This window comes from Kitasatospora sp. NPDC024654, from assembly GCF_055559155.1.
Genome location: NZ_JBVHLF010000055.1, coordinates 20,061 through 33,736, shown reverse-complemented (window position 1 = coordinate 33,736; position 13,676 = coordinate 20,061). Strand labels below are relative to the sequence as shown.

Below are 13,676 nucleotides of genomic sequence, written 5' to 3'. Positions count from 1 at the left end.
CGTACCGCTCAAGCGTGCCGGACCGGGCCCGCGACGGGCAGTGTGCGCGGTCGTGCTCTCACCATGACGGATGTCATACGGCGGCCCGGGCCGCGCAAGCGCCTGCCCGGGCCGCCGTCGGACCGTCGGTCAGCCCCGGGACGTCAGCCCGAGCTGCCGCCGCAGGAAGTCGACCTGGAGCAGCAGCAGGTTCTCCGCGACCTGTTCCTGCGGCGTCATGTGGGTGACGCCGGAGAGCGGCAGCACGGTGTGCGGGCGGCCGGCCGCGAGCAGCGCGGAGGAGAGCCGCAGGGTGTGCGCGGCCACCACGTTGTCGTCCGCCAGCCCGTGGATGAGCAGCAGCGGGCGCTCCAGCTTCGGCGCGTCCGCGATCAGCGAGTTGGCGTCGTACACCTCCGGCCGCTCGGCGGGGTGGCCGAGGTAGCGCTCGGTGTAGTGGGTGTCGTAGAGCCGCCAGTCGGTGACCGGGGCGCCGGCCACCGCCGCGTGGAAGACGTCCGGGCGGCGCAGCACGGCGAGCGCCGACAGGTAGCCGCCGTACGACCAGCCGCGGATCGCCACCCGGCCGAGGTCCAGCGGGAACTCCTCGGCCAGCGCGTGCAGCGCCTCGACCTGGTCGTCCAGGGTGACCCCGGCGAAGTCGAAGGCGATCGCCTTCTCCCAGGCCGGGCTGCGGCCGGGGGTCCCGCGGCCGTCCGCGACCACCACCGCGAAGCCCTGGTCGGCGAACCACTGCGAGGTGAGGAAGGCGTTGTGCGCCTGCACCACCAGCTGCCCGTGCGGGCCGCCGTACGGGTCCATCAGCACTGGCAGCAGGCCGTCCCGCGCCCGGTCGTAGCCGGTCGGCAGCAGCACGGCGGCCGGGATCCGGCGGGCGCCGGCCAGCCGGAACTCCGGCCGGGTGGTCAGCACCGGCGTCTCGGCGTACGAGGCGATCACCGCGATCTCCTCGCCGCCGCGCAGCAGCTCGGCCCGCCGGCCCGGCCGCTCGGGCACCGAGCTGGTCAGCACGGTGACCTCGTCGCCGCGGACCGCGTCCAGCGCGCCGGCCCGGCGCAGCAGCTCCGGCGTCGAGCCGTCCAACGGCACCCGGTAGAGCCCGGCCAGGCCGGGCGTCTGGTCCTCGGCGCCCTCGCCCGGACTCGCCGTGCAGAGCAGGTCGCGCTCGCCGATCGAGAGCACCGCGCGCACGTGCAGCGCGTCGTCGGTGAGCAGCTGGTCGCCGACCAGCAGCGCGCGGTGGCCCGGCTCGTCGCTGATCTGGACCAGCCGGCCGTCCGGGGTCCAGGCCGGCGCGCCGGAGAACAGCTCCAGCCAGACGGCGTCCCGCTCCTCGAGCAGGGTGCTGGTCCGCCCGGTCACCGGGTCCAGCGTCAGCAGCAGCTGGCTGCGCTGGTCACGCGCCTGCACCAGGAGCAGCGGCGGGCCGCCGGCCGACCAGTGCACCCGGGCCAGGTACGGGTAGCCCACGCGGTCCCAGGCCGCCTCGACCCGGGAGCCGTCCAGGCCGAGCAGCCAGAGCGTGACCTCGGCGTTGGGCGTGCCGGCGGCGGGGTAGCCGACCTCGGCGGGGGTGGTCGCCGGGTTGGCGGGGTCCGCGATCCACCAGCGCCGCACGGGCGTGTCGTCGACCCGGGCGACCAGCAGCCGGTCGCCCTCGGGGGACCACCAGTAGCCGCGGCTGCGGTCCATCTCCTCCTGGGCGATGAACTCGGCCTGGCCCCAGGCCACCCCGGCCGCCTCGGGGGTGGCGAGCGCGCGGTCGTCGGTGCCGTCGGCGGCGATCACCCGCAGCTCGCCGGCGGTGGTCGGGTAGGCGATGTGCCGGCCGTCGGGCGCGGGCCGCGGGTCGAGCAGCGGGCCGGCGGCGGACAGCTCGGTGACCGTGCCGGCGACCAGGTCGGCGGCGAAGAGCCGGCCGGAGAGCGCGAAGGCGGCCAGCCGGGCGGCGGCGTCCAGCGCGTAGCCGACGATGCCGGCCGAGCCCTCGCGGCTGCGCTCGCGGCGGGCCTTCTCGGCCGCGGAGAGCTGCTCGCTGCCGCCGTCTAGCAGGGCGACCGGGTCGGCGGCGATCCGCTCCTCGCCGGTGGCCGGGTCGAGGGTCCAGAGCAGGTTGGCCCGGTCGGTCGCGGCGCCCTCGGCGGTGGGGCGCGAGCGCAGGAAGACCACCCGGGAGTCGTCCGGTGCGACGGCGAAGGAACGCGGCAGGCCGACGGTGTACCGCAGGGTCCGCGCGTACTGCCGGGGGAAGGTGTCCGCGGGGGGTGTGGCGGAGGCGTCAGAGGTCATGGCCCGCACCTTATGGCCTCCGTCACCGCACGATCACTCGTTCGGCCCATCGCGGAGAACCAACCCGCACGGGCCTCCGTACCCCCTCCGACCGGCCCATGCGCCCCACCGTGCACCCGCGCCCCGAAAAATGCCGCCTCACGGAAAGTAATGCTCCCCTCACCGATCGGGTATTCATAGGTTCGGCGATCCGGACGGGGAATGTCCGGTTCGCCGTTCCTCCGCACGGTCCCGACCGCCGCCCGCCGGGGCGGCGCACCCGAGAAGGGGTGTGAGCCGTCATGGCTTTGTCCATCTCCGCGGCCATGTTGATGCTGGTCATCGTGGTGGTGCTGATCCGCCGGTCCAGCCTCAAACTGGCCCACGCGATCGTCTGCGCGCTGCTGGGCTTCTATCTCGCCAACAGCACCATCGCACCGTCGATCCAGCAGGTGACCAGCAACCTCGCCGAGATGATCAACGGCCTGAAGCTCTAGCCGCACTCCTCGCGAACGGGCGGTTCGCTTAGGCTGCTCCCCATGACCGCTGTTCCCGCCCGCCGCCTGCTGCTGGTGCACGCCCACCCCGACGACGAGTCGATCGGCAACGGCGCGACCATGGCCCGGTACGCCGCCGAGGGCGCCCAGGTCACGCTGGTGACCTGCACCCTCGGCGAGGGCGGTGAGGTGATCCCGCCGGAGCTGGCGCACCTGACGGCGGATCGGGAGGACGGCCTGGGCGACTTCCGGATCGGTGAGCTGACCGCCGCGATGCGGGAGGTCGGCGTCACCGACGTCCGCTTCCTCGGCGGGCCCGGCCGCTACCGCGACTCCGGCATGATGGGCGTCCCCGAGAACGACCGCCCCGGCTGCTTCTGGCAGGCCGACGTGGACGAGGCCGCCGGCCACCTGGTCCGGGTGATCCGCGAGGTCCGGCCGCAGGTGCTGGTCACCTACGACGAGGACGGCGGCTACGGCCACCCGGACCACATCCAGGCGCACCGGGTCGCCATGCGGGCCCACCGGCTGGCCGCCGACCCGGGCTTCCGCCCCGAGCTCGGCCCGGCCTGGCCGATCGCCAAGGTCTACTGGAACCGGATGCCGGCCGAGGTGCTGGCCGCGGGCCTGCGGGCGGCCGCCGCGCACTTCCCGCGGGTCGCCGAGCCCGCCGACGTCCCCGGGGTGGTCGAGGACGGGGTGATCACCACCGTGCTGGACAACGGCCGCTACGCCGACCGCAAGGCCGCGGCGATGCGCGCGCACGCCACCCAGATCACCGTCTCGGGCGAGTTCTTCGCCCTGAGCAACGGCCTCGGCCAGCCGCTGCTGGCGACCGAGTACTACCAGCTGGTCCACGGCGAGCCCGGCCCCGGCCGACCGGAGTCCGACCTGTTCGCCGGAATCGAGGCGTGATGAACAACCCGCTGCACCTGCTGCTCGGCACCCGCTCCCAGCGGCTCGCCGAACCGCTGCCGTCCCGTGGCGCCCGGATCGCCGGTTACCTGGCGCTCCTCGTGCTGGGCGCGCTGGTCGCGCTCTGCGGTTGTTTCGTGCAGGCCCTGTGGAGCCCGGTCGGCCTGCTGCTCGCGCTGGCGGCCGCCGCCGCGGTCTTCTACGGCGGCCTGCGGCTGACCGGGACCAAGCTCGGCGCCGGGATGCCGCTGATCGGCTGGTTCCTGGTGCTGATGGTGCTGATGGCCCCTCGGCCGGAGGGTGACTTCGTGCTCGCGGCCGGCGTCGACGCCTACGCCTACCTGCTGGGCGGCGCCGTGATCGGGGTGATCTGCGCCACCCTGCCCACCCGGTCGCCGTTCCCGTTCGGCATCCCGCGGCAGCGGGACTGAGCACCGGACGAGATCCCCCGAGGACTCCCCGGATGTCGGCGCACGACGGGCAGTCAGCGCCGTTCGGTCGTAGGGTCAACCGTGCGGAACCGGACGTATCGTCTTCTAACGGAATCAGTTCGCCACTCAGTCGTTCCCAGTATGGTGGTGCCGCAGCATTGTCGGCCGCGCCATACGCCCGGCCGGACGCCCCAGCAACCCGCGGCCGGTGGTCCGACAGCCCCGACCGTGAACCCGGAGCAGAGCAGCATTGAGCAGCCGCGAATCTGACAACGCCCACCCGTCGCCCCGTCGCGGCGGCGCCCCCGGCCGCCGGCCGGGCGAGGGCCCCGACGCCTACCCGTCGGGCACTCCCCCGTACGGGATCCCGGGTCTGGGGAACGGCTTCGGCCAGGACGGCGACCCGTCCTCGGCCCTCGGCCGCGGTTACCGGTTCGAGCCGGCCCAGGCCCCCGCCGACCCCCAGCCGGACGCCCCGAAGACCGAGACCACGCTGACCACCCGAATCTCGATCAACATCCCCGGCTCACGGCCGATCCCGCCGGTCGTGGTCCGAAGCCCCGTCAAACCCGAGGAGCCGGGCGGCGACCCGGACGGGCAGCCGAACCGGCCGCGGCACCGCTCGGGTGCGCCGGCCGAGCCGGTGGTCGGCGTGATGGAGTCGGGCGCGCGCCCCGGCTCCCCGCCGACCCTGCCGCCCGAGTGGCAGACGCCGCCCGGCGGCACCCCGAAGCCGGCCCCCCAGAGGTCGAGCGCGGGGCAGCCGGCCGAGACGGAGTCGACCGGCGAGTGGTTCCGGCCGCGGCAGCGGGTCCGGCCGGAACCGACGCCGGCCGCGGCCCCGGCTCCGGCCCCCGCGGCGGCGCCGGGCTTCGGGAGCGGTTCGCCGTTCCAGGCGCCCGAGCGCCAGCCCGCACCGCCGGCGGCCCCGGCCTTCTCCAACGAGGCCACCCAGCAGATCCCGGTGCCGCGCCCGGCCGAGGCACCGGCCTCGCCGTTCGCCACCGCCGACCACCCGTCCGAGACCCGGCAGCCGTTCGGCGCCCCGTCGGCGGGCTACCCCACGGACCCGTACGCGACCGGGCCCGGCGAGCCGGCCCCGGCGGCCAGCCACGGCGGCCCGTTCCAGGGCGTCCCGAGCGACCCGTACTCGGCCGGCCCCGCCGGCGGCGACGCGTTCGGCAGCGGTCCGGCCGCCAACCGACCCACCGGCACCCCGGGCGCGCCGGGCCGGTTCGCCCGCACCCAGCCGCAGCCCGGCCCGGTCCCCGAGGGCCGCTTCACCGACGGCCGGTTCACCACCGAGTCCGCGACCGACCCCGAGGACACCGAGATCGGCGGCTTCGCCCCGATCTCCGGCGACCCGGCCGAGGCCATACCGGGCCTGCCGGTGGCCGGGATCTACGGCGCCGCACCCGGCCGTGGTGGCACCGCCACCGCGCCGACCGCCGCCCACCCGGCCGATCCGGCGCCGTTCCGCGGCGGCGCCTCCCAGCCGGAGGCCGGCGGAGCGCCGGGCGGCGAGCCCACCGGCCAGTCGGTGCCGGAGGGCGGCCCGACGACCGTCGCGGTCGAGGCCGAGCCGGCCCCCGCCCCGGCGGCGGCCAAGCCGAAGCCCAAGCCCAAGCCGCGGGCCCAGAAGCTGCTGGTCTACGCGGTCGGCGGCGCGCTCTTCGTCGGCGCGGCGGTCTACGGCACCGGCCTGATGCTCAACCAGGCGGACGTCCCGCGCGGCACCACCGTGCTGGGCACCGACATCAGCGGTGACAGCCGCGACCAGGCGGTCCACCTGCTCGACAGCACGGTCGGCAAGATCGGCGAGCAGCCGATGGCGCTGAAGCTCGGCACCCAGCCGGTCTCGCTCGACCCGGCCACCGCCGGCCTGAGCTTCGACACCACGGCCACCGTGGACGGGCTGACCAAGCACAGCTACAACCCGGTGACCGTGATCGGCTCGATCCCCGGCAGCCCCAAGAACGTGCCGCCGGTGGTCAACGTGGACCGGGCCAAGCTGAAGGCCGCGCTGGACAGCCTGGCCGCCCAGCTGTCACAGGGCTTCAAGGAGGGCTACGTCCAGTTCTCCCCCGACGGCACCACGGTCGTGGTCCCGGGTCAGCCCGGCCAGGCGATCGACGACAACTCCGCGGTCAACCAGGTCGTCCAGGCCTACCAGGACCGGGCCGACGGCAAGTCGGACGGCACCATCACGCTGCCCCTGACCGCGGCCCAGCCCAAGGTCACCACCCAGGCCCTGCAGCAGGCCGCGGACGGTCTCGGCAAGGCGATCACCAGCGGCAAGGTGATCGTGGTCGCCGGCAGCAAGAAGTTCCTCTTCGGCAACGTCACGGCCGCCAAGGCCCTCACCCTGGCCCCGGACGACTCGGGCAACATCGGCCCGCAGTGGAACCTGGACGAGCTGGGCAACGCCATGGGCTCGGTCTTCGCCGGGCTCAAGTTCCGTCAGAGCGACGGCACTCTGGCCCCGATCACCCCCCAGGCCGTGGCGGACGCAATCGCCTCCGTGTACGACAAGAACACCACCGCGGACCGCACATTCACGTTCCGCATGTGAGCATGTCAAAAATCGCGTACGAGGCCCCCGGAACCCTCCAGTTCCGGGGGCCTCGACGTCATTCCCGGCGACTTCCCGCCAGTGGCGTGTAACCGACACGACAGTTGGGCAGCTCCTCATCCAATGGATTCCGAAGGGCCCGTTAAAGGGCGACGAATAGTCGCCAATGGCGGCTTCCCGCCAAATCCGTCCGGTATGCGGACACAAAAAACCGCCCGGTAATGCCCTTCAACCACCACAAACCGGACACCGCGATCTACGCGCATCGACCACACAAACAGCAGGACGGTGCGTCCAGATACCGGTGCCACTAAGCCCACGTTACGAACTCATGAACGCGCTATGCCCAGATATGTCCGTTTTCACACGTCTCGTTATGAGGGTGTCAAGTAGGTAGAAGCTACGAAGTGATTGACATTCCAGAACGAAGCCAAAACTGGCTGTCCAGCCACAGAGAAACTCTTGACGTTCGATAAACGAGTTGCGAGAGTCCGTTCGACCAACTTTCTTCTTCGTTGCTGCTGCACAGACCACCGGCGGGAGCTTTCGCACCATGACGACGCCAACTGAGGACACGACTGAGACCGATCCGGTCGTCGTCGAGTCCGCGACGGGGCCGGCCGGCAACAAGCCGGGCGAGTTCCTCGGGCGCACCCCGGGCCAGATTGCCTGGAGCCGCTTCAAGCGCAACCGCATCGGTGTGATCTGCGCCGGGATCGTGATCTTCTACATCCTGGTCGCGATCTTCGCGCCGGTGATCGCCTCGCTCTACGGGAAGTCGCCGTACATCCCCTACGGCACCCGCGACATGAGCCTGCTGGACGACTCGGGCGTGCCGGTCGGCGCCGGCGGCGGGATCAGCAGCCAGTTCTGGTTCGGGCTCACGCCCATCACCGGGTACGACATCTTCACCAAGCTGATCTACGGCATCCGGACCTCGCTCGGGATCGCCCTGCTGATCACCATCGTCTGCGCCGTCCTGGGCATCGTGATCGGTGTCGCGCAGGGTTACCTGGGCGGCCGCTTCGACTACCTGGTCGGCCGCTTCTGCGACCTGCTGCTCGCGATGCCGAGCCAGCTCTTCTTCATCGCCTTCACCCCCGTCGTGCTCAACCTCTTCGTGCCGGCCCAGGACCCCACCCCGACCTACGTCCGGGTCGTCGCGATCGTCCTGGTGCAGGCCGTGCTCGGCTGGATGGCCACCGCGCGTCTGCTCCGCGGCCTGGCCCTCAGCATGCGGGAGCGCGAGTACATCGAGGCCGCGAAGATCGCCGGCGCCTCGCCCTGGCGCATCATCTTCAAGGAGCTGATGCCGAACCTGGCCACCACCATCCTGGTGCAGGTCACCCTGCTCCTCCCGCTGATGGTGACCACCGAGGCCGGCCTCTCCTTCCTCGGCGTCGGCATGGTGGAGCCCACCCCGGACTGGGGCCTGATGTTCCAGGACGCGGCGAACAACTACCAGAACGACCTGACCTACCTGTTCTTCCCGGGTCTCTCCCTCACGATCTTCGCCGTCGCGTTCAACCTCTTCGGTGACGCGGTCCGCGACGCGCTCGACCCGAAGACCATCCGCTAGCCGTTCCACCCCCGCAAGGCAGCACCACCCCCACGCATCACCTGCTGTGCCCCCCAGTCCGGCCACCCCGGGGCAGCGTCGCCCCGCCGGTCCGCGCTGGCTTAGACCCACCTATGACCAGTGACAGGTAGGAACCAATGAGACTTCGCAAGGCAGCACTCATGCCGGCGCTCGTGGCCGTCAGCGCCCTGACGCTGACCGCCTGCGGCGGGGGCAGCGGCAAGGCGGGCGCCCAGGCCAACGTGACGGCCAGCACGCAGACCGTGTCCCTGGGCACCGCGGCCGACTCGCAGGGCCCGGCGAAGCCGGTTCCCGGCGCCCAGTCGGGTGGCACCATCACCGACCTGGAGCCGACCGGTCTGGACTACCTGGACCCGAGCCAGATCTACGAGAACCAGCTCCAGGCCATCAGCTCGCTGTACACCCGCCAGCTGACCAACTACAAGACCGACCCGACCACCGGCAAGACCATCCTGGTCGGTGACATGGCGACCGACACCGGTACGTCCTCGGACGGTGGCAAGACCTGGACGTACACCCTCAAGGACGGCCTGAAGTTCGAGGACGGCACGCCGATCACCTCGAAGGACGTCAAGTACGCCATCGAGCGCCTCTACGCCTCGTACCAGACCAACGGCCCGCTCTACCTGCAGACCTGGCTGTCCGGCCCGAACTACCGTCAGGTCTACCAGGGTCCGTACGGCGGCCAGTCGCTGCCGGACTCGGTCATCGCGACCCCGGACGCGAAGACCATCGTCTTCCACTTCCTGGCCCCGCACGCCGACGCCCCGTACGCGATGGCGGAGCAGGACGCGACCGCGATCGAGGCCTCGAAGGACGACCAGCAGGCGTACAACGCCCACCCGGTCTCGATCGGCCCCTACAAGATCAAGTCGTACACCGCCAACACCGAGCTGGTGCTGGTCAAGAACCCCGAGTGGGACCCGAACACCGACTCGGTGCGCCACCAGTACGCGGACGAGTGGGACATCCAGCTCAACGTCCCGCAGCCGCTGCTGACCCAGCGTCTGATCAACGGCTCCGGCCCGGACAAGGACGCGGTGACCCTGTCGGCCAACGCCGACACGACGCTGATCGACCAGATCGAGAAGACCCCGGACCTGAAGGCCCGCTCGGTCAACCAGTTCCAGCCGTTCGTCGACGTCTACAGCATCAACACCAGCCGCGTCACCGACGTCGCCGTCCGCAAGGCGCTGGCCACGGCCTTCCCGGCCGCGCAGGTGATCCGCCAGGAGGGTGGCGCCGCCGCCGCCGAGGTCGCGGGCAACCTGATGAGCCCGACCATGGCCGGCTGGCAGAAGACCGACCCGCTGGGCATCGCCGCCAACCCGATGGGCGACCCGGCGAAGGCCAAGCAGATGCTGCAGGCCGCGGGCAAGCTCGGCTACCCGATCACCATCGCGTACGCCAACACCACCAAGTGGCAGAACATCACCGCGGTCATCGTCGACCAGCTCAACCAGGCCGGTTTCAAGGCCCAGAGCAAGGACATCGACGCCACCAGCTACTACACGATCATCGGCAAGGTCGACAACGGCTTCGACCTCTACCGCACCGGGTGGGGCGCCGACTGGCCGGTCGGTTCGACCGTCATCCCGCCGACCCTGGACGGCCGGCAGGTCGCCGACGGTTCGAACAACTACTCGCACCTGAACGACCCGGCGATGGACGCCCAGATGGACCAGATCAACAGCGTGGCGGACGTCAACCAGGCCGCCCCGCAGTGGATGGCCCTCGCTGACAAGATCCTCTCCACCGACGTGCCGCAGATCCCGTACGCCTACGACAAGCTCTTCAGCATCTACGGTGCGGGCGTGGGCGGCGTGGCGTACAGCCCGGCCGTCGGCGCGCTGGACCCGTCCAGCATGTACGTCAAGTAAGCACCGGACCCGGAGCGGTCCTCCGGACCGCTCCTCCCGGGTAGGGCCACCCCGAATCGGGTGGCCCTACCCGGGCCACGTGCCGATCACCCGCAACCCGGGTGTCGCACTCTCCACGACGTGGCCGCCGCAGGCGCCCTCACTCGGAAGAGCTCATCCCCATGTTCCGATTTCTCGTCCGCCGGGCGCTCGGCGCGATCGTCATTCTCTTCTTGCTGATCGCCCTGACGTACTTCGCGTTCTTCTCACTCCCGACCGATCCGGCGCAGCTCGCCTGCTCCAAGACCTGCACCCCGCAGTTGCTGGAGCAGATCCGGATCAACATGCACCTGAACCAGCCGATCTACGTGCAGTTCTGGGACTACCTCAGCGGCCTGTTCGTCGGCCACAACTACGGCACGGACATCGGCCAGTGCGCCGCGCCCTGCTTCGGCTACTCGTACAACGTCCACCAGTTCGTCTGGCCGCGCATCGAGGCCAGCTACCCGGCGACCTTCGTGCTCGCCATCGGTGGTGCCGTCTGCTTCCTGACCATCGGTGTCGGCCTGGGCATGATCTCCGCCTGGAAGCAGGGCGGCATCATGGACCGGATCGCCAGCTCGATCTCGCTGGTCGGCCAGTCCACCCAGATCTACTTCCTCGGCCCGCTGGCCATGGGGCTGTTCGTCACCAACCTGGGCTGGCTGCCGCAGCCCTCCTACGTGGCGATCAGCCAGGACCCCTGGGGCTGCTTCATGGGGATGCTCCTGCCCTGGCTGGTCATGTCGGTGATCTTCTGGTCGAACTACACCCGCCAGGTCCGCTCGCTGATGCTGGAGCAGCTCTCCGAGGACCACATCCGGGCCGCCCGGGCCAAGGGCATGTCGAGCGGCTACGTCTGGTGGCGCTACGCCCTGCGCGGTGCGATGGCCCCGATCATCACGATCTTCGGTATCGACCTCGGCGCGGTGTTCTCCGGCGCGGTGGTCACCGAGTTCACCTTCGGCATCCACGGCCTCGGCTTCCTCGCCGTCGACTCGGTCCGTCAGAACGACCTCTACCTGGAGCTGGGCGTACTGATCTTCAGTGCGGCGGCGATCATCGTCTTCAACATCGTCGTCGACGCGGCCTACGCTCTCCTCGACCCCCGGGTCCGGCTGGGATGACCTCCTCCACCGCGCCCCTGCCAGTTCCGCACCACCCCGCTTTCGAGGAGATCCGACCGTGAGCACCCTCACCAAGTCCGAGGCCGCCCCCGCACCGCAGGCCAGCGACGTGTTCCTCTCGGTGCGTGACCTGCGTGTCCGGTTCCGCACCGAGGACGGCATCGTCAACGCCGTCAACAACCTCACCTTCGACATCGAGCGGGGCAAGACCCTCGGCATCGTCGGTGAGTCGGGCTCCGGGAAGTCCGTCTCCAACCTGGCCGTGATGGGCCTGCACAACCCGAAGAACACCACCATCGAGGGCTCGATCAAGCTCGACGGCCAGGAGCTGCTCGGCTGCTCGCAGAAGGAGCTGGAGAAGCTCCGCGGCAACGCGATGGCGATGATCTTCCAGGACGCGCTGGCCGCGCTCTCGCCCTACTACACGATCGGCCGGCAGATCTCCGAGCCGTTCATGAAGCACACCGGGGCGAACAAGAAGGAGGCCCGCGAGCGGGCCGTCGAGATGCTGGCCAAGGTCGGCATCCCGCAGCCGCAGACCCGGGTGGACGACTACCCGCACCAGTTCTCCGGCGGTATGCGCCAGCGCGCGATGATCGCCATGGCGCTGGTCTGCGACCCCCGGCTGCTGATCGCCGACGAGCCGACCACCGCGCTCGACGTGACCGTCCAGGCGCAGATCGTCGACCTGCTGAAGGACCTCCAGCAGGAGTTCGGCACCTCGATCATCTTCATCACCCACGACCTCGGCGTGATCCGCGAGATCGCCGACGACGTGCTGGTGATGTACGCGGGCCGGGCGGTCGAGCGCGGCACCATGCGCGAGGTGCTCAAGTCCTCCCAGCACCCGTACGGCTGGGGCCTGCTCAGCTCGATCCCGCGGATCAACGCCTCGGTGGACATCCCGCTGGAGCCGATCCCGGGCACCCCGCCGAGCCTGCTGAACCCGCCGACCGGCTGCGCGTTCCACCCCCGCTGCGCGTACCGTGAGCTGGTCGCCGACGACAAGTGCGTGACCGATCGTCCCGCGCTGGAGATCGCCAACGGACACCTGTCGGCCTGCCACCTCACCCCCGCGCAGAAGCAGTCCATCCTCACCGAGCAGATCCTGCCCCGGCTGAGCAGCTGAGCCTCGGTAAAGGAGCCAAGGAAATCCCATGAGCGCAGAGCAGACTCTGACCGAGCCGGCCGCCAAGGCCCCGGCCCCCGGCACCCCCCTGCTGGAGGTCGACGGCCTCACCAAGCACTTCCCGGTGATGGGCGGCTTCCCGTTCAAGCGCCAGGTCGGTGCCGTCCAGGCGGTCGACAACGTGACCTTCAACGTCGGCGTGGGCGAGAGCCTCGGCCTGGTGGGCGAGTCCGGCTGCGGCAAGTCGACCACCGGCCGGCTGCTCACCCGGCTGCTGGAGCCGACCGGCGGGTCGGTCAAGTACCTGGGTCAGGACATCACGCACGCCTCCCGCAAGCAGCTGGCGCCGATCCGGTCCGAGATCCAGATGATCTTCCAGGACCCGTACGCCTCGCTGAACCCGCGGCACACGGTCGGCACCATCATCTCCGGCCCGATGGAGATCAACGGGATCAACCCGCCCGGCGGCCGGGAGGCCCGGGTCAAGGAGCTCCTGGAGACCGTCGGTCTCAACCCGGAGCACTACAACCGCTTCCCGCACGAGTTCTCCGGCGGCCAGCGCCAGCGGATCGGAGTGGCCCGGGCGCTCGCGCTCAACCCGAAGCTGATCGTCGCGGACGAGCCGGTCTCGGCGCTGGACGTGTCGATCCAGGCGCAGGTCGTCAACCTGCTGCAGCGGCTGCAGCGGGAGCTCGGCATCGCCTTCGTCTTCATCGCGCACGACCTGTCGATCGTGCGGCACTTCTCGCAGCGCGTCGCGGTGATGTACCTGGGCAAGGTCGTCGAGATCGCGGACCGCGACTCGCTGTACGAGCGGCCGCGCCACCCGTACACCCACGCCCTGCTGTCGGCGGCTCCGGACGCCGACCCGGACAACCTCTCCACCGAGCGGATCCGGCTGACCGGTGACGTCCCGTCGCCGCTCAACCCGCCGTCCGGCTGCCGCTTCCGCACCCGCTGCTGGAAGGCGCAGGAGAAGTGCTCGACGGAGGAGCCGCCGCTGATCCAGCTCGGTGGCAGCACCGAGGGTCACCTGACCGCCTGCCACTTCCCCGAGGACGGCGACGCCGCCACCCGGCGGGTCGAGGCCTCCCGCGCCAAGAAGCCGGCCGCCGCCGCGGAGGACGCGGCGGAGGACTGAGTCGGTCCCTGGAACGCCGTGGGGGGGGGGGGGGGGGGGGTGGGGGGGGGGGGGGGGGGGGGGGGGGGGGGGTGGGGGGGGGGGGGGGGGGGGGGGGT

Annotated in this window: 10 protein-coding genes; 9 read left to right on the top strand and 1 reads right to left on the bottom strand. The window is 71.1% G+C overall.

What is annotated here, in order from left to right; genetic code table 11:
* Window positions 1-129: 129 nt before the first annotated feature.
* Window positions 130-2,289: a S9 family peptidase gene (locus ACZ38L_RS26965; RefSeq protein WP_465697992.1), complete on the bottom strand. Its 2,160-nt coding sequence runs from the start codon at window positions 2,287-2,289 to the stop codon at window positions 130-132.
* 281 nt (window positions 2,290-2,570) lie between these two features.
* Between ACZ38L_RS26965 and ACZ38L_RS26960 the strand changes: the two genes are divergently transcribed.
* From ACZ38L_RS26960 to ACZ38L_RS26920, 9 genes are all read left to right on the top strand, one after another.
* Window positions 2,571-2,765, top strand: coding sequence for a DUF2304 domain-containing protein (locus tag ACZ38L_RS26960; RefSeq protein WP_396557856.1), 195 nt, complete (start codon window positions 2,571-2,573; stop codon window positions 2,763-2,765).
* A 42-nt stretch (window positions 2,766-2,807) separates the two neighbouring features.
* Window positions 2,808-3,680, top strand: a complete 873-nt coding sequence (gene mshB, locus ACZ38L_RS26955; RefSeq protein WP_465697989.1) for an N-acetyl-1-D-myo-inositol-2-amino-2-deoxy-alpha-D-glucopyranoside deacetylase — start codon at window positions 2,808-2,810, stop codon at window positions 3,678-3,680.
* Complete coding sequence (locus ACZ38L_RS26950; RefSeq protein WP_465697987.1) at window positions 3,680-4,111, top strand: DUF6113 family protein; 432 nt, start codon at window positions 3,680-3,682, stop codon at window positions 4,109-4,111. Before mshB ends, ACZ38L_RS26950 begins: the two co-directional genes overlap by 1 nt.
* A gap of 250 nt (window positions 4,112-4,361) precedes the next feature.
* Entirely contained in the window at window positions 4,362-6,683 is a 2,322-nt protein-coding gene (locus ACZ38L_RS26945; RefSeq protein ID WP_465697985.1) for a peptidoglycan binding domain-containing protein, read from the top strand.
* Between the two features lie 553 nt (window positions 6,684-7,236).
* Window positions 7,237-8,262, top strand: a complete 1,026-nt coding sequence (locus tag ACZ38L_RS26940) for an ABC transporter permease (RefSeq protein WP_465697983.1) — start codon at window positions 7,237-7,239, stop codon at window positions 8,260-8,262.
* 161 nt (window positions 8,263-8,423) lie between these two features.
* Entirely contained in the window at window positions 8,424-10,163 is a 1,740-nt protein-coding gene (locus ACZ38L_RS26935) for an ABC transporter substrate-binding protein (protein WP_465697981.1), read from the top strand.
* Window positions 10,164-10,324: 161 nt separating this feature from the next.
* Window positions 10,325-11,308, top strand: a complete 984-nt coding sequence (locus ACZ38L_RS26930; RefSeq protein WP_465697979.1) for an ABC transporter permease — start codon at window positions 10,325-10,327, stop codon at window positions 11,306-11,308.
* 58 nt (window positions 11,309-11,366) lie between these two features.
* Window positions 11,367-12,437 carry an ABC transporter ATP-binding protein gene (locus ACZ38L_RS26925; RefSeq protein WP_465697977.1) on the top strand — a complete coding sequence of 357 codons (1,071 nt, stop codon included), beginning with the start codon at window positions 11,367-11,369 and terminating at the stop codon, window positions 12,435-12,437.
* Between the two features lie 28 nt (window positions 12,438-12,465).
* Entirely contained in the window at window positions 12,466-13,578 is a 1,113-nt protein-coding gene (locus ACZ38L_RS26920) for an ABC transporter ATP-binding protein (RefSeq protein ID WP_465697975.1), read from the top strand.
* The last annotated feature ends 98 nt before the right edge of the window (window positions 13,579-13,676 follow it).